Origin of the sequence: Marinomonas sp. PE14-40, assembly GCF_051623805.1 — a bacterium.
Classification (GTDB): domain Bacteria; phylum Pseudomonadota; class Gammaproteobacteria; order Pseudomonadales; family Marinomonadaceae; genus Marinomonas.
The window spans coordinates 4,922,971-4,945,608 of the sequence record NZ_CP130700.1 but is presented as its reverse complement, the minus strand read 5'-3'; the positions used below and the strand labels follow the sequence as shown (position 1 = coordinate 4,945,608).

Below are 22,638 nucleotides of genomic sequence, written 5' to 3'. Positions count from 1 at the left end.
GTTATAACTCCAATAGACCAAGAGGCAGTGCTAGCTCCAGCACATTATTAAAGATGAAGAAAATCGAGACTGAGCTAGTCACACCTATGATGAGGCTCATCTTAAGATCTGCCCCCATACGCCAAGCAAGGTAAGTCACAATAGCAACAGCTGCAGGGATGAAACCAAGTGGCTCGATTGCCCAAGCAAAGACTAAAATGGCAAGGACTACGCAAATTAGTTCAATTAACATAGGTAAAACAGGCCAAGCTTCATCTGGATCTGGTTTTAGCATCATGTAAATAGCGCTGACACCAAGAAAGAAGGAAAGAATGATAGGAAACGTTTCAGGGCCAACACTTTCACTGCCGCCAAAGGGTTCTGGGAATTGTGTTGCTTCCCACCCATAGACTACAGCTAGAATTAGCATCAACATGCCAAATACACGATCGTTTAAGCGCATGATTGTGCTCCAAAAATAAATTGATCAAGGGTAACGAGTTGAACAAGGTAAACCTTATTCAAACTTTAAAGCGGATAGTTCCAATCTAATAAAAAGGGTTGGGCAGTGAGACTAAAAACTGCCCAACCAAACACCTCGAGGAGGTTACTTAATTAGACCGATATCCTGAGATAGAATGCGGATATCCAATGTTTGGTTCTTCACGAATTGAGTGAATTCAGCACCGGTTTTATGGAATGGCATCAAGCCATTTTTAGCCATAATATCTTTCCATTCTTGGGTTTTATAAAGCTCATCAATAGTATTTACCCACCATTCGTAAGAGTCGTTACCTGCATTTCCGGGTACATAGAATCCACGCCAGTTAGGTGCTACAGAGCTAACTCCTTGCTCTAGTGCTGTAGGGATATTATTGAGAGGAGCAGGAAGACGTTCTTCAGATAAAACAGCTACTACACGAATGTCACCAGAATCTAAAAAGCCTTTAACTTCTGAAATATCACCCGTAAAGGCATCAATATGACCACCAACAACCTGAACTAATGCTTCACTACCACCATTGAATGATAGGTACTTAATTTTTGGCAGTTTAGTCACATTTGCTTCTTTCGCTGTGATTAACACCTTAAGGTGATCCCAACCACCTGTCGCACTACCACCAGCAAATTTAACTGAGTTTGGATCTTTACGAAGGGCATCCATTAATTGAGAAAGGTTCTGATATTGAGAGTCTTTTGCAACAGCAATAATGCCGTAATCAGCACCTAAAGTACCAACCCATTTAACCTGATCAGAGTTCATTCCTGGGAACTGACCTTGAGCAAGACGGGTTGTCGTTGCTGTACTTGCTGCAACAATTAGTCCATCATCTTTTGAACGTTTACTAACAGTATGAGCAAAAGCAACACCACCACCAGCACCACTCATATTCACTGTTTGCACGTTACCCTTGATGTAGCTTAAATCTACTAAAGCTTTACCAACACTACGGCAAGTAAAATCCCAGCCACCGCCTGGGTTAGCAGGAGCAATACACTCAGCAGAGCGCGCAGGTTCATAAGCTTGAACACTAGTTGATGCAAGAGCAATTACACCAGATGCCATGATAGATTTGAGTGCGAGGGTTTTGAATGTACTTTTGGTTTTCATAATCTAATTCCAATTGTTATTTTTGTATTAATGAATCTTTTTGTGCCTTTCCTTTTGCGCCAAGAAACTCGACTCATTCAATCTAGCACACCAAACTGTCGTCAACCTGTCATCTAACTCGAAAGTCAAAATCGCCTATTTTTAAAAAATTCTGAGGCCTTCCTGCGAACAAAGCACCTGGCTTGTATTAAGTTAAGATTGACAAAATCAGTATTTAATTTATCATTTGATTTAATTAATCAAATGATAAATTAAATATGACAACTAGCACTCGTGGTCGCCCTAAAGACCCTAAACTCCAACAACAAAGAAAAGACGCATTGCTTGATGCAACCCTCGAACTCTTAGCCAGCAAAAGTTATCGCAGTATTACCATTCGAGAAATAGCCGAAAAAGCAAAGATGAAATCGGCCATGGTGAGTTATTACTTTGATGGCAAAGAAGGCCTTGTTATTGGCTTAATGGATCGTATTAGCATCAATAATTTCAAGCATGTTGAAAAAGCACTAACCTTGGAAAACCCATTACTTGAAGTAATCAAAACAGTGCTCAAATTTATGGTCAAAAACGCCCCTATGACACGTTTAATTTCTGATGAAATTATTAGTAAAGAAGGTCCATTAAAAGACTACTTCATGTCTAAAATCCCACACCGTATTGCCAGCCTATTTCAAAACATCTTGATCAAGTTACAAGCTGCTGGATTAGCCAAAAAAGACCTTAATTTACAGTGGACTGCCTTTAATTTATGGAGCTTACTCGCTACCCCTATTTTGATTGCTCCCATCTTCGAATCTGCTTGGAAAATAGGTTTTGATGAAGTTCAAAGTGATGCTTGGGCAGAAAATATTTACCACTTATTTATGAAAGGAATCGCCTGTGAAAATAGCGCAATTAGCTAAGTCCCCTTGGGTCTTTTTACCTGTTATTGCCCTTGGTATTTTTATCGCTACCAGTATCAATAAAAGCCAACCTGAAATAGCGCATAACCAAGACATAATCCCTGTTACCAAAGCAAACTATATTGAACTAAAAAGCCAGTTAATAAGACCTAAAGTGAAAGCTTATGGTGAGATAAAACCAGATACCTTACTAACATTATCAAGTGAAATAAGTGGTCGTGTGTTGTACCTTGATCCAGAATTAAAAGAAGGTGCCTTGCTTCCTAAAGGGCATCTAATTGCAAAATTAGATGCTGTTGATTACGAGCTTGCCATCAAGCAAGCTCAGGCCCAAGTGAGTCAAAGCCAATCTCAATTAAATGAAATTAAGCTTGATCAAAAAGCCAGTAAAATTGATCTAGAATTAGCACTTCAAAGCCACCAACTCGCAAAAAAAGAACTGCAAAGAAATACACGACTCATCGAAAAAAAGAGTATTTCTCAAACCTCGTACGAAACGTCTCGCTCTAACGAAATTCAAAAACGTCAGGATGTTGAAAGGCTAAAAGCAGAACTTGCAAATTACCCAAATCAGATAGCGCTCCAACAAGCCCAAATTGAAATAACCCAAGCTGATTTGGAGACTCAGCAACGTAACCTTGAGCGAACTGAAATTTATCTTCCTTTTGCTGCCCGCATTAGCCGAGTTGATATAGAAACAGGGAGCTATATGAGCCTTGGTGCTAACCTTGTACAAATTCAAGGCATAGAAAAAGTTGAAATAACTGCCGCTCTAGCAATGAGACAATTTATTAGCTTAATAAATCCGAAAGATATGCAGCCTTTCTCCCCTCAAGGCGAATTTAACCAAGAACAGGATGCTTTCAAAAGGTTAATCGAAATCAGCCAAATACACGCAGAAGCAAGCATTGCTGATAGACCTAATTTCATCTGGCCTGCCAACCTTGTGAGAATGGATAATAACCTTGACCCTAAATCTCGTACATTAGGTGTGATTCTAAATATTGATGATCCCTACAAAGATCTTATTCCTGGTATTAAGCCTCCTCTAATCGAAGGCATGTATATGTCAGTTGATTTAATTGGTGCAATACAGTCTTTGATTCCTGTTCCCAGAAAACTCTTCCACGAAGACCAGTTATACTTTATCAACCTAAGTAACAAGCTGGAAAGGATAAAAGTTAAAGGCATTTCTCAAGGTGATTACATTCTCATTAGTCCAATTTACGCTAACTATAAAGTTGTCAGTTCAGACCTTTTTCCAGCCATTGAAGGTATGCGTCTAGCGCCAAATCTTGATATAGAGACAGGGATGAAAATCAAAACTTGGATAGCGGAGCAATAATATGCTGAAGTATATGACAGGCCATCCAACTGCGGCTAACTTATTAATGCTAGTGCTCTTTTTTATTGGCTTACTTGCTCTACCAAATTTAGAAAGAGAAACTTTTCCTGAAATTAAAAGTCATGAGGTAACTGTCACTATTGCCTACCCAGGTGCATCACCAGATGATGTAGAGAGATCAGTTTGTCAGGTAATTGAAGAGGCAACGGACGGTATCAATTTCACCCAGGAAAAACGCTGCCAAGCGAAATCTAACCAGGCTATTTTAACCCTTAAAATGCAAGAGAATGGTAACTTCAGTCAGTTCATTGAAGACATAAATAGCGCCATAGACAGTGTTGATAATTTACCGCAACAAAGTGAATCACCTATCATCGAAGAAGTCGGCAGAACCGAACAAGTTGTCAGTATTGCTCTTTTGGCAGACATGCCTTCGATAGAGTTAAAAAGTCTAGCTGAGCACCTCAAAAGCGACATAATGTCATCGACCCCAATTAGCTTAATAGAAATAGAAGGATTCTCTCAAACACAGTTTCAGGTTGATGTCCCACTATCTAATCTCTATCAATATGGCCTAAGCATTGATCAAATATCAAACAAACTAGGTGAGCAAAGTATCGATCTACCTGGTGGTGATATTAGTGGGAAAGAGGTCGAATATCTGGTGCGCTTTAATGATGAAAGACGCTCTATCGAAGCCTTAGAAGATATACTCATTTTACAAGGAGAAGATAATACCGAGATCAGATTAAAAGATATTGCGAACATCTCCCGCGGCTTTGAAGAAGCAGAAAACAAAGTTGAATTTAATGGCAAACCAGCAGCACTTCTTGTCATCAGTAAAAATAGTTCAGATGATAGTTTAGTCATTTTTGATCATGTTAAAAACTATCTAGAAAATGCTAAAAAGACATTACCTGCAGAAGTTAGCTTAGAAATTACCAATAACAATACCAGCTTAATTTCAGACAGATTAAACCTCCTATTAAAAAATGCTTGGCAAGGTTTGATTCTGGTATTTGTCGTTATGTGGCTTTTCTTTGGTACTCGCTATGCTTTCTGGGTGGTTGCAGGCCTACCTGTGTCTTTCCTTGCTAGTGCATTGGTATTTAGCTTGTTAGGCATCAGTATCAATATGATCTCTATGGTGGCCTTATTGCTTGCCTTAGGCTTACTTATGGATGACGCCATAGTCATTAGTGAGAGTATTGGTAGCAAACTAAAACAAGGGAAGTCTCCCTTAAACGCAGCTGTAGAAGGTGTCCAACAAGTTTCTAAAGGGGTTTTCTCTTCTTTCCTTACCACTATTTGTGTCTTCTCTGGTTTGTTGGTAATGGAAGGAGATATAGGACAAGTACTGGTGGTTATCCCTATTGTGCTTATCTCTGTGGTAAGTATTTCTTTAATAGAGGCATTCTTTATTTTGCCCCATCACCTTTATCACTCACTAGAACATCAAAACACCAAAAAGCCACATCCTTTTAGAGACAGATTTGATGCGGGCTTCGAGGTTTGTCGAGGCATGATTGATAAATTAGTTTATCGATTTATCCAAGTGAGGTATCTCTTTGTTTCTTGCGTCATAGCCCTCTTTATCGTTTCAGTGAGTCTGCTATCGAGCGGCGTCATTAAATTCTCAGCCTTTCCATCGGTTGAAGGAGATGTGCTTGAAGCTAGGCTTATCATGCCAACAGGTACACCTATTGAGATAACCGAGAGTATGGTGAAAAAGCTAAAGATGAGTCTTAATCAGGTTGCCGCTCACTATAACGACAAGCAAGAAAAATATGCGATTCAAAAAACTACGATACAATTTTCTAAAAACGCAGATGCATTTGAATCTGGCCCACACTTAGCCACTATCACAGTCGATTTACTGACTGCAGAAGAGCGTAATTTTAGCTTAATAGACCTACAGGCAGATTGGATTGCTGCGACTAAAACACTATCTGGTTATTGGCAACTCGTCATTGCTGAACCGGGTCTTGGAGTTGCAGGACGCGCTATAGAAATACGCTTAACAGGCAGCAACCTAAAAACCTTATCTAACGCTTCTCAAGATCTGCAAAGTTGGCTCACTGGATACGAAGGTGTTCAAAACTTAATGGACGACCTAAGACCTGGCAAGCCTGAGTTTCACTTACGTTTAAAAGAAGGCGCATTGAGTTTAGGTCTGAACGCACAAACCATAGCGTCTCAACTAAGAGCAGCTTATCAAGGCTCGAAAACCAGCGAACTTAATATTGACCAAGAAACATACGAGGTAATTGTTCAATTAAATGCTAACAGCAAAGAAGATATAGACGCTTTCTTTGAGTTCCCTATTATCTTACCTGACTCAGGTACAATTATTCCTCTCTCCTCATTAGCAATATTAGAAAATAAGAGAGGCTTTTCGAGAATTCACCGTATCGACAACCAACGCACTGTGACGGTTATTGGAGACGTAAATACTCAGCTAAATAATGTCAGTGCGCTATTAAAAAACGTCAAAGCAGAGTTCATTCCTGACTTTAACGAAAAATACCCTGATGTGAGTGTTAGCTTTAAAGGTGAAGATGATGAAGGCAGTAAAACACAAAGCTCAATGGGAACAGCCATGCTCTTGGCCATTTTTGGTGTTTTTGTACTACTAAGCTTCCAGTTTAAATCTTACCTTGAACCCATCATTGTTATGATAAACATCCCTTTAGCCTTTATTGGCGTGGTATGGGGTCATTGGTTAATGGGATTAGATCTGACGATGCCTTCAATGTTGGGGTTTGTTTCTCTCATGGGTGTAGTGGTTAATGACTCAATCTTGTTAGTTGAGTTCGTGAAACTAAGAAGCGCACAAGGTTTTAGTATTCATGAAGCCGCAGCCAAAGCAAGCCATGATAGATTTAGAGCCGTGTTACTTACTTCACTCACCACGATTGCGGGGATGACACCCTTGTTATTTGAAACTAGTCTGCAAGCTCAATTCTTAATCCCTCTCGCTGCCAGCATTATATTTGGTATTGCAAGCTCAACCTTGCTGATCTTATTTGTTGTGCCATGTGTTTACAGCATTTTTGAAGACTTCGGTTTTATTAAGAATACAGCCCCTCTTCAAAAAGTAGAACAGGTGCAAAACACCTAACTCAATAGGCTTAAAAGAGAGCATTTTTACGCTCCCTTTTAAGCCTATTTATACGCTAAAGTTGGGGCATATTGCCTTTTAGTTCCATAAACAAAAAAGGCGATCTAATTAGCTTAGATCGCCTTTTCTAAATTTTGTGTAATAGTAAATTTTACTTAGACTGCGTATGACAAACTATCCATCATGCGCATTTCATCTTGAGTTTGTTTAACCAAGCGTTTCGCACATTGACCACAAGATCCACATTCAGACGCAACTCCCATAGATTTACGAATATCACGCAAGCTAGCTCCCGCTTCAACCGCGCTTTGAATCTCTTTTTGGGTAATCCCTTTGCAAATACAAACGTACATAAGAAACAATCTCATTACTATTCAACCTGAAATAGAGTTTAGTAGTAATGAGAACGATTTTCAACAATAATTGATAAATATTCTCATTTATATTTGCAAACTATTTGTCATCATTGAACTAGTAGAAAAAACTATTAATAAGAGATTTTTAATTTAGGTAAAATGTTTAGGCGTTTTCTGCAGGTAAGTTTCTAATTGTGCCATACCTGTTGGCAAATCCACTTTCACACCCAAGTCTCGCATGCTACTTCCAAAAGCATGAAGCGCTCTGAAAAGGTTATGCTCTCGACACTGCTCTCCCATTTGTCCGATACGCACAACAGGTTGACCAAAAGAACCGGCTATTTCAACACGGTATTTATGAGAAATGTGATGGCAAATATCCATGGCGGTTAAGCCCTCAGGAATACAAATACCTATTACCGAGTTTAAACGTGAATGCTCAGGCACAAATAGTTCTAAGCCCATGGACTCTATACCTTGCTGCAACGCTTTAGAGCATTTGAGGTGTCGATTGAATCTGGCTTCTAAGGTTTCTTCGCACACTAATTTAAGTGCTTCATGCAAAGCCATAATGCCAGAAACAGGTGCGGTATAGTGATATCCGTCTTTGTGCCAAAAGTTAGTGGCTAACTTAGCATCAAGACACCATTGCACAACTTGCGTTTCTCTTTCTTGAATACGCAGCCAAGCCGCCTCAGAAAACGCTAACAAGGAAACGCCAGGAATTGAAGATAACCCCTTTTGACCTCCTGTGATTATCGCATCAATTTGCCACTCATCCATTTTTAACGGCATGGTACTTAAAGTACAAACCGCATCGACAACCACTAAACACCCATGTTCTTTCGCAATGCTAGCAATGTCTTTTAAATGAATATTACACACTGTATTAGAGGTTTCACCCTGCACCATAGTCAATACTTTCGGGTTATGTTCTTGCATTGCCTCTCTAATTAAACTCGGGTCAGCTGCAGATTTAACATCTATCTCAAGCTCAATCACTTTAGCGCCAACACGTGCTGCCATTTGCGCCATACGATTACTGAAAAAGCCATTACGAATACTTAAAACGGTATCACCAGGTTCAATCAGATTTGCTGCCGCCATTTCCATTGCAGCAGACCCTGGGCCTGCTACCCCCATTACCCAAGGTGAACGTGTTTGAAACACATATTGCGCCATGACTTTTACTTGCTCTATTACCTTGGCCATAGCACCACCAAGATGGTTTACCACTAAAGAATTCGCTCTGGCGACACGGGCGGGAATTGGCACAGGTCCTGCTCCCATCATTAACAGAGGTTCTTGGGGTAAAATATCATCAAGGGACATTAAGCTAGGAGGAACAATGTTGAGCGAGTCAAGACTCATAATAAAACCTAAATACAAACGAAAATGTGAAAATTGAAAAGGAAGTAGTTTAAAATTTTGTTTTTTTTAATTAAACGAAATTTTATTCGGCAATAATAGCGTATTTGACTTTTAAAAAAGAGATATCAACAGCAATACAGTGCTTTATTCTTCACTTAGCATTTTCACAGCACTTTCCCACCCTATTTTAACTAGATTGCCAGTATGACTTACTCCAATATCCAGCATTTAAAACACCTTATAAAACAGTATTTTAATAGTGTTAGGGCGTGGCTTGGATTTTATGGGATAATGCCGGCACTAAAACCCGATTAGGATCATAAAATGTTAACCTGTGGCATTGAAATTAAAGGTAGTGATGCCATCTTGTGCTTACTTTCAAAGCAAGATGGATTATTTCAAATAGCGGACTGTCGTCAAACTCGCGTCTCCTTGGTGAAATCAGAATTAAGCGAGAACTTAAAAAGCTTTCAATTCACATTAAAAAAGCTTTTTGAAGATTATAAAGTTGATGAAGTCGTTATCCGAGAGCGCCCTACCAAAGGTAAGTTTGCCGGTGGTTCTGTAGGTTTTAAAATGGAATCTGCAATTCAGTTAATTGATACGGTTAATGTTAAGCTGCTGAATAATGCTGAAATCAAATCTCGCATCAAATACACACCTATGCCTGTTCCTTTTGCAGCAACAGGTCTTAAAGCTTTTCAAGAAGGTGCCTTTAATACAGCTTATGCTTCTCTTTGCCCAGAAGCACCAAAAGAGTAAGTATTAGGTTAGTTAAACCTGGCATCTACGTCAGGTTTAACTAGAAAGCTCCCCATTCAAACTAAACCTCTCATAATCTTTCAACTTACCTAAGCTTTTTTCAGCAATACAATCATCACACCACCCAGCACCATGAAGCTTGAGACGATAAAATGTAGCTCTATCCCTTCACCTAAAAAGCTTATACCCATGGCGGTTGCAATAACGGGGACAAGTAACTGACTTACAGACGCTAAAGTACCACTAAGAAGTTTTACCACCTGATACCAAATGGCATAACCTATTCCAGATGTGATCGCTCCAGAAATAATAGCTAGATAAACACCTTTCGCTTCAATAAATAAATTGTCACTTCCTAACATCATGAGATTTGCAATGAGTAAAAAGATTACGAAGGGCATAGACCAAATAAAGTTTCGGCTTGTTTTCATTAACGCAGACTCATTTGCCCCAGCGTTTTGCTTAGCCTGTAGGCTATAAACACCCCAAGCAACGCCTGCAATCGTCATAAGAACAAAGCCTTTTAAGCTTGGAGATGATAAAGTTGGCAACAAAAGATAAATAAATCCGCTAAAGCTCAGCAAGATACCTAACCATTGAACGGGGTTTGGCCTCTCTCCTTTTACAACATTAATACCTATCATGCTAATTTGCACAGCAGCAAAGAGAATGAGGGCACCTATACCTGTTTCTAAAGATAGATAAGCATAAGAAAAGCCAGCAGCATAAGTAAAAAGCAAAAAGGGACCAAATATCGGTGTCACCTTGTGCATGAGACTTTTAGATTTTTCATTCGTTAAGCTAGGTTTTAACGCTAACACCTGTGTGACAGATTTTCTTTCTACTAATACAAATAGAAAAACTAACGTAATCGCGCCAGATAAAAGCCGAATTAAGGTAAAGCTAAGGGCATCTATTTGTTGCCCAGCAAGTGCCCAGCGACATAAAAATGAGTTTCCAGCGAAGGCAACTAAAGCCACACTGGTGAGTAAAAATAACTTAGGATCAAATCTCATGCTATCGCCTTAAAAGCACACCAACAAAATTGAAATTATCTGACAAGATTATTAGAAACCAGTTCAAACTGAATCCGATGTTTATGCTTTTTCTATGTATTTTCAAATGGGTCAATCACAATAAGTTTTAAATTTTCTAACAATATCATTCGCCAACCAGCCCGAATTAGGCCTAAAAAAGCATACTCTAAGCCATTATTTAATTTATTAACAATTTAGTAACTTTATAACACAAATAAGTTAAATCATTGATATTTATAAATTTTAAAGCATCAATCACTATACGAAATTATGACTATATCCTTAGTTGATATGTCAAATACCCCCTTAACTTTCATTTTTATGTACTATATGTCGGCGAATTTTTCGAACAGATTATTTTAGCGATGTGACACTCTTACTCGCTAATCAAGGGGGCCAAAAGCCCTCTTACATTCATTTTACAATACTGCTTGTAAACGTTAGGGGAAAACAACATGTCAGATAACCAAACTATTTATTACACTTTGACGGATGAAGCACCAGCTCTTGCGACAGCGTCATTACTTCCAATTCTTCGTTCTTTTACTAAAGAAGCGGGTATTGAAATCGAGCTTACCGATATCTCTTTAGCTGGCCGCATTATTTCTAGCTTTCCAGAGAAACTAGAAGATGGACAAAAAATTGTAGATGGCCTTAAATTCTTGGGCGGACTCACTCTTCAAGAAGACGCTAACATTGTTAAGCTACCTAATATCAGCGCCTCTCTTCCTCAGCTAACAACTTGTATTGCTGAACTTCAAAGTCAGGGATTCGATGTTCCTAACTATCCTGAAGTTGCTAACTCTGATGAAGATAAAGACGTTCAAGCACGTTATGCAAAAATTCTAGGTAGTGCGGTAAACCCTGTACTACGTCAAGGTAACTCTGACCGTCGTGCACCATCAGCGGTTAAAGCATCTGCTCGTAAAAACCCACACTCTATGGGTGTTTGGAACAAATCGTCTCAAACTCACGCTGACTATATGCGTGATGGCGATTTCTTCTCAAGCGAGCAATCTACAACTAGTAAAGAAGCACAAGATGTTCGTCTTGAATTTGTTTCTGAAGCAGGTGACGTTAGCGTTAAGAAAGTATTGCCTCTTCAAGCTGGTGAAGTGCTAGATAGCATGAACATGAGCAGCAAAAAGCTACGCGCTTTCTTCGAAGAGTCTCTAAACGACGCTAAAGAAAACAACATCATGTGGTCATTGCACGTTAAAGCAACCATGATGAAAGTCTCTCACCCTATCGTATTCGGTCACGCTGTAACTGTTTTCTACAAAGAGTTGTTTGATAAATACGGTGAGCTTTTTGAAGAGCTAGGTGTTAACCCTAACAACGGTCTAGGCAGTGTCACTGACAAGATCAAATCGCTTCCTCACTCTCAGCAGGAAGAGATTCTAGAAACAATTCACTCTTGCTATGAGCACAGACCAGAACTGGCTATGGTTGATTCTGTACGTGGCATTACTAACCTTCACGTACCTAGTGATGTCATCGTTGATGCGTCTATGCCTGCAATGATTCGTAGCTCAGGTATGATGTGGGGTCGTGACGGTAAGTTGAAAGATACTAAAGCCGTTATGCCTGAGTCTACTTACGCTCGTATTTACCAAGAAGCGATTAACTTCTGTAAAACAAATGGTGCATTCGATCCAACTACCATGGGTACTGTACCTAACGTTGGTCTTATGGCTCAAAAAGCAGAAGAATACGGTTCTCACGACAAGACATTTGAAATTGCTGAAAGCGGCGTAATGCGCGTTGTTGATGCAAATGGCACTGTGTTGATGCAACACAATGTTGAGAAAGGTGATATCTGGCGTGCATGTCAAACTAAAGATGCACCAATCCGTGACTGGGTGAAACTGGGTGTTACTCGTGCTCGTCAATCTAATACTCCAGCCGTTTTCTGGTTAGATGAAGAACGTCCACATGATAACGAACTTCGTAAGAAGGTTGAGCTATACCTACAAGACCACGATCTTGAGGGTCTAGATATCCGTGTTATGTCCTATAACGAAGCGATTCGTTTCTCTATGGAGCGTATCAAGCGTGGCCAAGATACTATTTCAGTGACAGGTAACGTTCTACGTGATTACCTTACTGATTTATTCCCAATCCTTGAGCTAGGTACTTCTGCGAAAATGCTATCTGTTGTTCCTATGCTTGCTGGCGGCGGCATGTATGAAACAGGTGCAGGTGGTTCTGCTCCTAAGCACGTACAACAGCTAGTTCAAGAAAACCACTTACGTTGGGACTCTCTAGGTGAATTCTTGGCTGTGGCAGTTTCTCTAGAAGAGCTTGGCATTAAGAATGACAACGCTAAATCTAAAGTACTTGCAGCAACACTAGACCAAGCGACAGAGCGTCTACTGGACACTAACAAGTCTCCATCTCGTAAAGCTGGCGAACTTGATAACCGTGGCAGCCACTTCTACCTAGCTATGTACTGGGCTGAAGCGCTTGCAGCACAATCTGAAGATGCAGAACTTGCTGCTAAGTTTGCTACACTAGCAAATACACTAACTTCAAACGAAGCAAAAATTGTTGCTGAATTAAATGAAGTTCAAGGTAAGTCTGCAGGTCTTGAAGGTTACTACCACATGGACCTAGCTGAAGTTGCTAAAGTAATGCGCCCAAGCGCAACACTTAACGAAGCACTAGCAGCACTTTAATCGCAACTCGCAATTAAAGCGTTAGTCCTTGTTATTTGAAAAGACTTTAAATAAGGTTTTCAAATAACTCAAAAAGCCTAGGTTCTTTATGTGCCTAGGCTTTTTTTGTACTTTAAAACAGCATCATCCATGGCTTACACTCACATGGTTTTCACTCTCATGATTTAATGCAGGTAGCAGTATGAGTAATCTTCTTTTTCCGGCACCAGAACCAACTACAATCGCCATTCAAAACAGCGATCAAGTATTCCCTGTTCGTAGGGTATATTGCATTGGTAGAAACTATGCTGATCACGCTATCGAAATGGGCCATGATCCAGATAAAGAACATCCTTTTTTCTTTCAGAAAAACACAGATAACATTAATACTTCAGGTCAATTCCCCTACCCAAGTATGAGTCAAGACGTTCACTTTGAAATGGAACTGGTGATTGCACTAGAAAAAGGTGGCAAGAATATCCAACTGGATGATGCACTGAATCATGTTTATGGTTATGCGCTAGGTCTAGATATGACCCGTCGTGATTTACAAGCTCAGATGAAAAAAATGGGAAGACCATGGGAAATAGGCAAAGCGTTTGAGCAATCAGCGCCTATCAGCCCTATTTATCCAGCAAGCCAAATAGGCCACCCACACCAAGGTAGCATTAGCCTTAAAGTTAATGGCGAAGTTCGTCAACAAGGTGATCTTAACCAAATGATTTGGAAGACGGCTGAAATGATCAGCTATCTCTCTAAGTATTATGAACTCGCCCCTGGTGACCTTATTATGACAGGCACACCAGCAGGAGTCGGAGCCATACAAATAGGCGATAAGCTGACGGGTGAAATTGAGCAGCTTGGCCAGTTCGAAGTGGTAGTTGTTTAAACTCAATGATCAAAAGAACTACTTATATAGATAAAGGTGCTTAAAGCACTTTTATCTATATAAGACCATCTAGACCAGATTCCATATTCAATACGCCTTCTACTTCATCAAGTATTTCCACCTTAAGCCCCGCAAGTTGGATTACCTTTTTAGGCATAAAGACGATGACTTCATCAATCTCTCTTTTATCAGTAATAGCACCATTAATGTAATTGGCGAGGTTTAAAATCGCACTTAAAGGAGAAGGCACTTCATAGGTATAAGGGCGCTTATATTGCTTAATCGCAATACCAAGCTCTTCTGGCAGATTCCACATATCTAATAGTGCTTTACCCGCATCTTGAGAGGTAAAACCTAAACGCTCTGTTTCAGCTGCTATACGACTCGCTTTCGTCTCTTTTACCAAGGTTTGTATTGCCTTAGCACGATTTGGAGCAGCCAAATGGAGTAGAAGTCGGCCTATGTTGTAAATAACACCGGCTGTAAAGGCAACATCTGCCTGCACTGTATCAGACCTTAGCGCCAACCATTGAGCAATAGAGGCGACCATAAAGCTATCACTCCAGAACTCTCTCATGTCTAGTCCATCAACGTCTGACGCTGAGTTTGCCATACCAGAAGCGATCACTAAGGTGTTAAGTTTATCCATGCCTAAAATAACCACAGCTTCATCTATGGTGGATACTTTTCTTGTCAGACCAAAATGAGCTGAGTTGACTAATCGTAAAATTTTAAGAGAAAGTGTTTGGTCTTTTGCTACCTTTTCCGCAATCAAATTATAATCCGCATCAGGGTCATTTAGAGCCTGCATTAGCTCTCTGACAACTTCGGGGACGTTAGGTAGCTTGTCTGTCTGTTCTAATAAATCACTGATTTCCATAAAAACACCTTAAATCAAACAAGATCTATGAAATAAATAGATTTCTGGATAAACACGTGTGTTAAGTAAGAGAATCAATGAGTAATCACTGGTTACTACTTATTGTTTTAACTTACCATTTAGTATTTTTTGCATAACCATTCTTTCAGCCTAGCTATGCTTTTGGAAAAATTAAAGGTGAAAACAAAGTTTATATATCGGCTATAACCTAATTTAATTTTTAGCTGACCCCTAGCAATCTAAGCAGTGCTGTCGCTGATGCCGCCAATAGGATAATGATAAGCAAAGGTACTCTTTTATATGCAAGAAAAGCGGCAATGACAAAACCTATCAAGCGGGCGAAACCAGCAAATTCACCAACCTCAAACACGGCCGTTGCAATTGCCAAACTAAATAAAAGAATTTGGCCTAGTTCATTCGATAAGACTTCTATATCAGGGAATCTTGTCAGGTGCTGTCGTAAGTAAGGTCCCGCTAGTCTTAAGCTGTAACTGCCAAGCGCTAATATAAGAATGCCTAACAAAACATTTTGATTATCCATTTTTAGTCACCCTCTTCATGAAAATGCCCATTAAAGAAAGCAAAGCAGGAATACCTGCAGGCAAAAAAGGGGTACTCGCCACACAAAGCACAGCGCCAGTCGAGGCTGTCACTCGCATTGTCGAGCTAGTTAGTTTAGGTAAGACAAGCGCAATCAAAATAGCTGGAAACATTACATCTAGCCCAAGGGCATGAGTACTCTCAATGATTTCTCCCAATACAGCACCAAAGTAAACGCCCAATGGCCAAGCAATTAATATCCCTAGCCCAGAGAGCCAATAGGCTCTTTTATTTAACTTAGAGTTTTGCTGGCTAATACCAAATACAACAGATTCATCATTCATCAAATGACAGCCAAAAAACCTGCGCCAACCTTTTCCTAATTGGGTATTCAAACTAAGACCAAATGCCAATAAACGAGAGTTAACCAATAAACCTGCAATGGCTGCGGTAACCGCCCCTCCACCTGAAGCAATAATGCCGATAAATAAAAACTCTGATGCACCTGCTAACACTAGAATCGATAAAGAAAGAGGTACCCATAAATCAAATCCAAGACTGATTGCCAAAGCGCCATAGGACACGCCAACAAGCGCATCAGCAAGGCAAACGAAAAGGATTTGAAAACTTAATTGAGAAGAGTTTAAAGCAGTCATTTTTTTCATAACATCAATTCCATCATGAACGTTTGATCGATATAATGAACAAAACAATTTAAACGGTCAAGACGAACGTTTGTATTTTATATCGAACAGGCAGGCTTTTATGACTCACAAAAACCCACTTCCTATTGAAATGGTCGCTAAAGCATTGGTCAGAGAGAGGCGAAAAACAGGATTATCGATGGCGGAAATTGCTCGACAGGCCGGCATAGCGAAATCCACTCTATCCCAGCTAGAATCAGGCATTGGTAACCCAAGTTTAGAAACGCTGTGGGCCTTAAGTATCACGCTGAAAGTACCTTTTTCTAAACTGATTGAACCTGTGAAAAACGAAATTCAATTAATTCGCAAAGGAGACGGCATAAAAATAGAGTCTGAACATGCAAACTACACAAGCTTGCTTTTATCAGCCTGCCCGTCAGCAGCGAGACGAGATATTTATCAAATAATGGTAGAACCTGGTCAAGCAAGACAATCCGAGCCTCATATGGCAGGTGTGGTCGAGCATATTATTGTCACTCAAGGCAGCGCACTAGTCGGCCCTAATGAGCAAACCCATACTTTATACCCAGGTGATTACATCAGTTATCCTGCAGATCAGGCCCATATTTTCGACGCCCTTGAGGAACACACTCAAGCTATCGTTATTATGGAACAAGGCTAAGTTTACCAGCAAAACCCTACTGACATATCTTGTCAGTAGGGTTTTGTTATACTTCTTCTTTATCGCTAAAAAAGACTATTTTCCTTACTCAAACTGAAAAGTTAACTGGTTATCTTGGCGTGATAAAATGAATAGGCTAAATGCCGAAAAGTCCCTACCTCAATTTTAAGGATCTCCCCCTTATTGAGCATGAGTAAAAGGAGTTAAGGTGTTACCCACAAACCGACTATTTAGCATTATCCAGATTCTTAGAAATGCCAGACGTCCCGTAAAGGCACAACAGCTTGCTGATAAGTTTGAAGTATCAGTACGTACTATTTATCGTGATATTGCAGAACTTCAAAACCAATTGGTTCCTATTCAGGGTGAAGCGGGTGTGGGTTATATTTTAAAACCTGGTTATGAAATGCCACCCCTAATGCTCACCGCAAACGAATTAGAAGCGGTCGCACTGGGGGCCCATTGGGTTAGCCAAAGGGGAGATAAATACCTAAGCCAGTCGGCTAACTCTTTATTAGAAAAAATTAAAGAAGTCGTACCTGAACATTTACAAAGTGTTATTCTCGATACCAACCTAGTATCTGCAAACTTCGCACAAGCCGTTGAAGACAGCATTAATATGGATGATGTTAGAGAAGCCATTAGGCAACAAAATAAGCTCTTCATTGCTTATAAAGATGTCAAAGAAAATACCAGTCATAGAATCATTTGGCCCATTATGGTCGCCTATTTCCACAGCGTTCGCTTAGTCGTTGCCTGGTGTGAAAACCGCCAAGACTTTCGTCACTTTCGTACGGATAGAATTAATAAAATTGAAGTACTAGCAGAGAATTACCCTAGATCAAGACAGACACTCAAGCTTGAATGGCAGAAAAAAGAGAAAATCACACTACCTCAAACTAACTCTCAATAAAGGTATTTCTCTAGAGGGCAATCTCGGTACTAAACTTATTACGAGTCATGGATATTAAGGTTCTAAATTTACGCATATTAGATTCCCCATAAAGCACCCTGTTTGAAAAATCTTTAAACATCTTCATATTTGCCACATTTACAATCAACACAAAGTCGACCTCCCCTGTGACTTGATAGCATTGAGTTACCTCGGGGCTAGATTGAATACGCTTGATAAAGAGTTCATACATATCTCGCCTGTCTCTTTCCATTTCTACCTCAACGATAATAACAATACCTTCACCAATAAGATGAGGGTTAAGGATAGCAACACTCTTTTCGATCACGCCTTTATCATAAAGCGCCTTGACCCGCTTTAGACAAGCGGGAGGTGATAGGCTGATCATGTCAGCCAATGCCGCATTGGTGATTTTATTATCTTTCTGAAGAACTCTCAAAATACGCTTATCTATTTCATCTAACTCTATCATTGGTTAATCCAAATTCATTTTATTATCATAATGAGAAATAATATTAATTTAAAAACTACATTTAAGAAATATTATGTTTTCCCACTTGTTTAAAATTATGCCCTGAAGACTAATCAATCGTTAACCTTGAGCGACGTAAAAATGAAAAAATTCTTTAAAGAACTAGCGATAGAAATTTGGGATGTTTCCTACACCCTTTTTAAACTTATGATTCCAACTATCATAGTAGTGAAAATTTTAGAGAGCCTTGGCTTCTTAGATTACTTCGCTTTAGTGCTTGGCCCTATCATGCAATGGGTTGGCCTGCCTGAATCTATGGGAATTGTCTGGGCAACCACCATACTTACCAATATTTATGCTGGTATGTTGATCTTTTTCTACGCTCAGCAGGCAGAAACAATGACTGTTGCTCAAGTTACTGTGCTTTGTATTCTCATGTTATTTGCTCATGGGTTACCTGTTGAGGCACGGATTGCACAGCAAGCAGGTATTCGACTGAGATTCACACTGCTACTTAGAGTAGGTGGAGGCTTAATACTGGCTTGGATACTCAATAAGCTTTACCTTGAATTCGATTATCTGCAAGAGGTCAATCAATTATCATGGCAGCCAGAGCCCGTTGATACCAGCCTCACAGCTTGGATTAAGGGCCAAGTTGAAAGCTTAATTATGATCCAAATAATTATTGCAGGGTTATTGTTTGCACTAAAAATTCTAAAGATGCTGGGCATTGAAAAACTAATGGGCTACATGCTTTCACCTCTGTTGAAAATGCTAGGTATTAGCCGCCAAGCAACAACTATTACTATCGTTGGCTTTACCTTAGGGATTAGTTTTGGTGGTGGTTTGTTGATCAACGAAGCTAGACAAGGGCATGTCTCAAGAAGAGATATTTTTGCCTCGATGAGCTTGCTTGCTCTTTGTCATAGCATGATAGAAGACACCATCCTCATGCTCTTACTAGGCGCTGATTTTGCGGGTGTTTTTTGGGCAAGAATCATTTTCTCATTCATTGTCATTGCCATTCTTACAAGGGTGATGGATTTACTCCCTGCTAAAGTATGGGATAAACACCTAACCAATAAACATATTCAGCCAGGATAATCATGGTAGACACAAAGGGGCTAAAGTCTGGCCCCTTTTCATTCTTTAACCTTTTTATCTAGCTTCTGCCAATAATGAATCTAAAGCTTCAAACAACCAAGTCATCACAGGGCCAATGGCTTTATCTCGACGGTTCACCACACCTATCTCCACCATCAAAGGAGAAGGAATACACTCACTCGAAAGCACCACTAACTCCTCTAATACCCAATCAGATTTAGCCACATGCTCGGGAATTAGAGCCCAGCCGACACCTCTCATCACCATCATAGAAATATAATAATAACTGTCTATCTGCCAATGATTTGCTGACAATGGGGGCTCTTGGGTTTGACCCTTTCTATCACAAATTATTAATTGTCTATGTTGAGCTAACTGATGGATAGTTGGCGCTTCAAATTTGGCCAGAGGATGTTGCGCACTAACAACCAAGCTATGCCTAAAGTGTCCAATCGACATAAACTCAAGTGAGTCAGCTAAGGTGCTGATGTAAAACATAATACCGATATCGGCAATACCTTGCTCCACCCATTGGGCGATATCTTCTTGAGAACCATTAATGATAGTGAGTTTTAACGAAGGAAATTCATCCGCTAATCGCTGAAACATGACTTCAAAAGCCGTATTAGGAACCGCTTCATCCAAGGCGACTTTGAGAGTCAACTCTTCACCTATGGTGACTGCTTTTGCTCTCGCCTCAAGACGCTGACACTGAGCAAGCACAGCTTGTGCTTCGATAAACATTTGCTCACCATCTTTTGTTAAAATTGGCAGCTTGGCACTTCGATCAAACAGCTCAAAACCTAAGTCTGCTTCCAGATTTGCTATCGCCGTACTAATGCGTGACTGCACTTTTCCCATTTTTCGTGCCGCCGCCGAAAAAGAGCCAAACTTAACTGAATAAACAAACGCAGTTAATTCATCTAATGTCCAATTCATGAGCATTCCTCAGTTTAACACTCTCTTTTTGTATCTCTAAAAGAGATACCAACTAACTAACATCAATCTTATTATAAGGATATCCTGATGTGATATATATTCTCCGACACAGACAGCTATTGCCCATGAACACATCTATGACAAAACAAACGCAAGCTAAATACATTCGCGGTACATTTTGGCGCTATAGCTTACCTGCGATTACCGCCATGTTGGTGAATGGGCTTTATCAGGTTGTCGATGGTATTTTCATTGGTAAGGTAATTGGTTACAGCGGTTTGGCTGCAATCAATATGGCTTGGCCCATTATCTTCTTTCTTGTTGGTTTTGGCATTATGGTTGGCATAGGTGCCGGTAGCCTGTTATCTATCCACCAAGGTGAGTCTGAAATATCTCAGGGCTCTAACGCTAAATCCAACTATAGCGCTAAGCTTTTAATGACAAGTTTGTATGTCATGCTGGCGCTTGGCCTTGTTTCATCATTTTCATTGAGTTTATTGGGTGAGCTTTTATTAGAGCTCCAATCAGGAACACCAGAAGGAATTATTCTAGCCAAAGCCTATCTAGATTGGTTTAGCATAGGCGGTGTTCTTAGCATTTTTGCCGCAGCCCTTCCCTTACTGATTAGAAATGATAATAGCCCTATGATCGCCACAGGGTTAATGGGCTTTGGCGCCTTACTCAATATTGTATTAGATTACCTATTTATTGATTATTTCAATCTAGGCTTAGCAGGCGCAGCGATTGCAACTCTAATTGCTCAACTTATTGTTTGTATCTTGGGTCTTAGCTACTTCTTCAGCCACTATTCAACAAAGCCTTTTCAATTAGAAAGTGGCACTGAGGATAGAACTCAAAATAAAGCAGAAGATTCCTACCTTACTTTTGACCCTAGTCTAGCTAAAAAGGTGATCGCCTTAGGGTCTTCAAGTCTCATCATTTATGTATATACCAGTGTCATGGTAGGGCTACACAATGCTTTATTTATGGAATATGGTAACGCTCTTACTGTGGGTGCTTATGCCATAGTCGGTTATCTAATGGTCATATATTACTTTGTTGCAGAAGGTATAGCTGATGGGTCTCAACCTCCTATCAGCTACTTTTTTGGAGCCAAAAGACAAAGTGATATTCAGGCTTTAGTCATGCTATCCATTAAAGTCACCTTATTCGCAGGACTTAGTTGGACATTACTGCTAAACCTCTTCCCTAATGAGCTAATTCAACTCTTTAATCATGAAGACGAGGTCTTAGCGCAAGCAACGATTCATGGTATTCAGTTACACCTATTCGCACTGGCTCTTGATGGCTTTATCATGCTGGCATCTATTTATTTTACCAGTGTCAATCAACCAGGAAAGGCACTAAGTATCGCATTAGGAAATATGTTTATTCAGCTACCTTTCTTATACCTTTTACCCAAGTTTTTTGGGCTAGATGGGGTTTGGTTGGCTATGCCTGTATCCAACATTGTGCTCTTCTTAATTGTCGCGCCTATGTTAATTTTAGATTTAAAACAGACACAAAATCTATTTCAAAAAAGTGCGGCTGTCAGGTGATATGTTAATTCGAGTGAAACTAATACCTTAATGAGTTAATAGAAATGTTTTGAATTGAGTTAATTTCGTCTGATTACTTTCAAGTGTAACGCTAATCAGTTTAGCCTTTAGATTTGATGCTATAACTATCTACTGAAGCTTTCAAAACAAGCTAAGTAACGGCTGTATTTGAAGTTAATGTGACCTTTATTTCTCTCGTTAACACGATGCTTTCCAGCTCAATTAACCGGTTTAGATGCTTTTCATTTAGCTCGATACCAGCACATATCAAACAGGAACCATTTTTGGTAAAGATGCCCTCTACCAATACCATACCTTCTTTGAGTTGCTTGATATTCGGAATGCTTTGAATACCTTCTAGACTAGGTAGTGAGACATTCTCACAAAAGTCATCCACCTCAGCCAGACTTAAAGTATCGTCGCTTAAACTATCAAACACAGTTTCTACGTCTTGATACCTTGCTTCGTGATACAGGTTTGATGACTCTAAAACAGCACTGTTTATCTTCTCAGTTAAGGGCTTAACGGCAAGAGGCTTAACTAAGAAACCATCAATATCTAACTCCATACAGGTGGTAATCACCTTTATATTTGAATAAGAGGTCACCGCGATAATTTTAAGCTCTTTGTTGTTTTTCGTTTTTCCAAGCCTAATCTGCTTTATCAATGTCATACCATTCATACTTGGCATATTGATATCAGTGATCACTAGGTCAATTTTATGCTGATTAAGACGCTCAATTGCAAGATCACCATTTTTAGCCGATAAAACATTTTCAAAGCCAACACGTAGCAGCATTGCTAAGGTTTGTTTTCTAGAGAAGTCATGGTCTTCCACCACTAGAATGGTCATTGAAGCGCTTTTCATAATTAA

21 protein-coding genes are annotated in these 22,638 nt (G+C 39.8%); 10 read left to right on the top strand and 11 right to left on the bottom strand.

Annotated elements, in window-relative coordinates:
* Position 1 precedes the first annotated feature (1 nt).
* Entirely contained in the window at positions 2 to 442 is a 441-nt protein-coding gene (locus Q0A08_RS22890; RefSeq protein ID WP_438463837.1) for a tripartite tricarboxylate transporter TctB family protein, read from the bottom strand.
* Positions 443 to 586: 144 nt separating this feature from the next.
* Positions 587 to 1,591: a Bug family tripartite tricarboxylate transporter substrate binding protein gene (locus tag Q0A08_RS22885; RefSeq protein WP_438463836.1), complete on the bottom strand. Its 1,005-nt coding sequence runs from the start codon at positions 1,589 to 1,591 to the stop codon at positions 587 to 589.
* 257 nt (positions 1,592 to 1,848) lie between these two features.
* On the opposite strand from Q0A08_RS22885, the gene Q0A08_RS22880 reads away from it, so the two are divergent.
* From Q0A08_RS22880 to Q0A08_RS22870, 3 genes are read left to right on the top strand one after another with little or no spacing between them, the layout of a single operon-like run.
* On the top strand, positions 1,849 to 2,493 hold the full coding sequence (locus Q0A08_RS22880; protein WP_438463835.1) for a TetR/AcrR family transcriptional regulator: 645 nt from the start codon (positions 1,849 to 1,851) through the stop codon (positions 2,491 to 2,493).
* Positions 2,471 to 3,838: an efflux RND transporter periplasmic adaptor subunit gene (locus Q0A08_RS22875; protein ID WP_438463833.1), complete on the top strand. Its 1,368-nt coding sequence runs from the start codon at positions 2,471 to 2,473 to the stop codon at positions 3,836 to 3,838. The genes Q0A08_RS22880 and Q0A08_RS22875 overlap by 23 nt, the downstream gene beginning before the upstream one ends.
* Before the next feature lies 1 nt (position 3,839).
* Positions 3,840 to 6,959: an efflux RND transporter permease subunit gene (locus Q0A08_RS22870; RefSeq protein ID WP_438463831.1), complete on the top strand. Its 3,120-nt coding sequence runs from the start codon at positions 3,840 to 3,842 to the stop codon at positions 6,957 to 6,959.
* Between the two features lie 155 nt (positions 6,960 to 7,114).
* Here the strand turns inward: Q0A08_RS22870 and Q0A08_RS22865 are convergent, their stop codons facing one another.
* Together Q0A08_RS22865 and Q0A08_RS22860 are read right to left on the bottom strand one after the other, a co-directional pair.
* The gene (locus tag Q0A08_RS22865; RefSeq protein WP_438463829.1) at positions 7,115 to 7,327 is read right to left on the bottom strand and encodes a (2Fe-2S)-binding protein; all 213 of its coding nucleotides are present in this window, start codon (positions 7,325 to 7,327) and stop codon (positions 7,115 to 7,117) included.
* 138 nt (positions 7,328 to 7,465) lie between these two features.
* The gene (locus tag Q0A08_RS22860) at positions 7,466 to 8,686 is read right to left on the bottom strand and encodes a pyridoxal-phosphate-dependent aminotransferase family protein (RefSeq protein ID WP_438463827.1); all 1,221 of its coding nucleotides are present in this window, start codon (positions 8,684 to 8,686) and stop codon (positions 7,466 to 7,468) included.
* A gap of 324 nt (positions 8,687 to 9,010) precedes the next feature.
* Here Q0A08_RS22860 and Q0A08_RS22855 point away from each other — a divergent pair, with 324 nt between their 5' ends.
* The gene (locus Q0A08_RS22855; RefSeq protein ID WP_438463826.1) at positions 9,011 to 9,448 is read left to right on the top strand and encodes a DUF3010 family protein; all 438 of its coding nucleotides are present in this window, start codon (positions 9,011 to 9,013) and stop codon (positions 9,446 to 9,448) included.
* 89 nt (positions 9,449 to 9,537) lie between these two features.
* On the opposite strand, the gene Q0A08_RS22850 is transcribed toward Q0A08_RS22855, so the two are convergent.
* Positions 9,538 to 10,464 carry a DMT family transporter gene (locus tag Q0A08_RS22850; protein WP_438463825.1) on the bottom strand — a complete coding sequence of 309 codons (927 nt, stop codon included), beginning with the start codon at positions 10,462 to 10,464 and terminating at the stop codon, positions 9,538 to 9,540.
* Between the two features lie 476 nt (positions 10,465 to 10,940).
* Here Q0A08_RS22850 and Q0A08_RS22845 point away from each other — a divergent pair, with 476 nt between their 5' ends.
* Positions 10,941 to 13,163: an NADP-dependent isocitrate dehydrogenase gene (locus tag Q0A08_RS22845; RefSeq protein ID WP_438463824.1), complete on the top strand. Its 2,223-nt coding sequence runs from the start codon at positions 10,941 to 10,943 to the stop codon at positions 13,161 to 13,163.
* Between the two features lie 181 nt (positions 13,164 to 13,344).
* Positions 13,345 to 14,031 (top strand): fumarylacetoacetate hydrolase family protein, encoded by a 687-nt coding sequence (locus Q0A08_RS22840; protein ID WP_438463823.1) that lies wholly within the window; start codon positions 13,345 to 13,347, stop codon positions 14,029 to 14,031.
* A 55-nt stretch (positions 14,032 to 14,086) separates the two neighbouring features.
* Here Q0A08_RS22840 and Q0A08_RS22835 read toward each other — a convergent pair whose 3' ends face one another.
* The 3 genes from Q0A08_RS22835 to Q0A08_RS22825 form a co-directional block, all read right to left on the bottom strand.
* Entirely contained in the window at positions 14,087 to 14,911 is an 825-nt protein-coding gene (locus Q0A08_RS22835) for an HDOD domain-containing protein (protein WP_438463822.1), read from the bottom strand.
* A 220-nt stretch (positions 14,912 to 15,131) separates the two neighbouring features.
* Positions 15,132 to 15,452 carry an AzlD domain-containing protein gene (locus tag Q0A08_RS22830; RefSeq protein WP_438463821.1) on the bottom strand — a complete coding sequence of 107 codons (321 nt, stop codon included), beginning with the start codon at positions 15,450 to 15,452 and terminating at the stop codon, positions 15,132 to 15,134.
* Entirely contained in the window at positions 15,445 to 16,116 is a 672-nt protein-coding gene (locus tag Q0A08_RS22825; RefSeq protein WP_438463820.1) for an AzlC family ABC transporter permease, read from the bottom strand. The genes Q0A08_RS22830 and Q0A08_RS22825 overlap by 8 nt, the downstream gene beginning before the upstream one ends.
* A 100-nt stretch (positions 16,117 to 16,216) precedes the next feature.
* Between Q0A08_RS22825 and Q0A08_RS22820 the strand changes: the two genes are divergently transcribed.
* The gene (locus Q0A08_RS22820; protein WP_438463819.1) at positions 16,217 to 16,777 is read left to right on the top strand and encodes a helix-turn-helix domain-containing protein; all 561 of its coding nucleotides are present in this window, start codon (positions 16,217 to 16,219) and stop codon (positions 16,775 to 16,777) included.
* Positions 16,778 to 16,985: 208 nt separating this feature from the next.
* Positions 16,986 to 17,690 carry a helix-turn-helix transcriptional regulator gene (locus Q0A08_RS22815; protein ID WP_438463818.1) on the top strand — a complete coding sequence of 235 codons (705 nt, stop codon included), beginning with the start codon at positions 16,986 to 16,988 and terminating at the stop codon, positions 17,688 to 17,690.
* A 10-nt stretch (positions 17,691 to 17,700) separates the two neighbouring features.
* Here Q0A08_RS22815 and Q0A08_RS22810 read toward each other — a convergent pair whose 3' ends face one another.
* The gene (locus Q0A08_RS22810) at positions 17,701 to 18,162 is read right to left on the bottom strand and encodes an Lrp/AsnC family transcriptional regulator (RefSeq protein WP_438463817.1); all 462 of its coding nucleotides are present in this window, start codon (positions 18,160 to 18,162) and stop codon (positions 17,701 to 17,703) included.
* Positions 18,163 to 18,303: 141 nt separating this feature from the next.
* Between Q0A08_RS22810 and Q0A08_RS22805 the strand changes: the two genes are divergently transcribed.
* Positions 18,304 to 19,266 carry a nucleoside recognition domain-containing protein gene (locus Q0A08_RS22805; protein ID WP_438463816.1) on the top strand — a complete coding sequence of 321 codons (963 nt, stop codon included), beginning with the start codon at positions 18,304 to 18,306 and terminating at the stop codon, positions 19,264 to 19,266.
* Positions 19,267 to 19,320: 54 nt separating this feature from the next.
* On the opposite strand, the gene Q0A08_RS22800 is transcribed toward Q0A08_RS22805, so the two are convergent.
* The gene (locus Q0A08_RS22800; protein ID WP_438463815.1) at positions 19,321 to 20,205 is read right to left on the bottom strand and encodes a LysR family transcriptional regulator; all 885 of its coding nucleotides are present in this window, start codon (positions 20,203 to 20,205) and stop codon (positions 19,321 to 19,323) included.
* Between the two features lie 137 nt (positions 20,206 to 20,342).
* On the opposite strand from Q0A08_RS22800, the gene Q0A08_RS22795 reads away from it, so the two are divergent.
* Positions 20,343 to 21,764: an MATE family efflux transporter gene (locus tag Q0A08_RS22795; RefSeq protein WP_438463814.1), complete on the top strand. Its 1,422-nt coding sequence runs from the start codon at positions 20,343 to 20,345 to the stop codon at positions 21,762 to 21,764.
* Between the two features lie 151 nt (positions 21,765 to 21,915).
* Here the strand turns inward: Q0A08_RS22795 and Q0A08_RS22790 are convergent, their stop codons facing one another.
* Complete coding sequence (locus Q0A08_RS22790; RefSeq protein ID WP_438463813.1) at positions 21,916 to 22,632, bottom strand: response regulator; 717 nt, start codon at positions 22,630 to 22,632, stop codon at positions 21,916 to 21,918.
* Between the last annotated feature and the right edge of the window lie 6 nt (positions 22,633 to 22,638).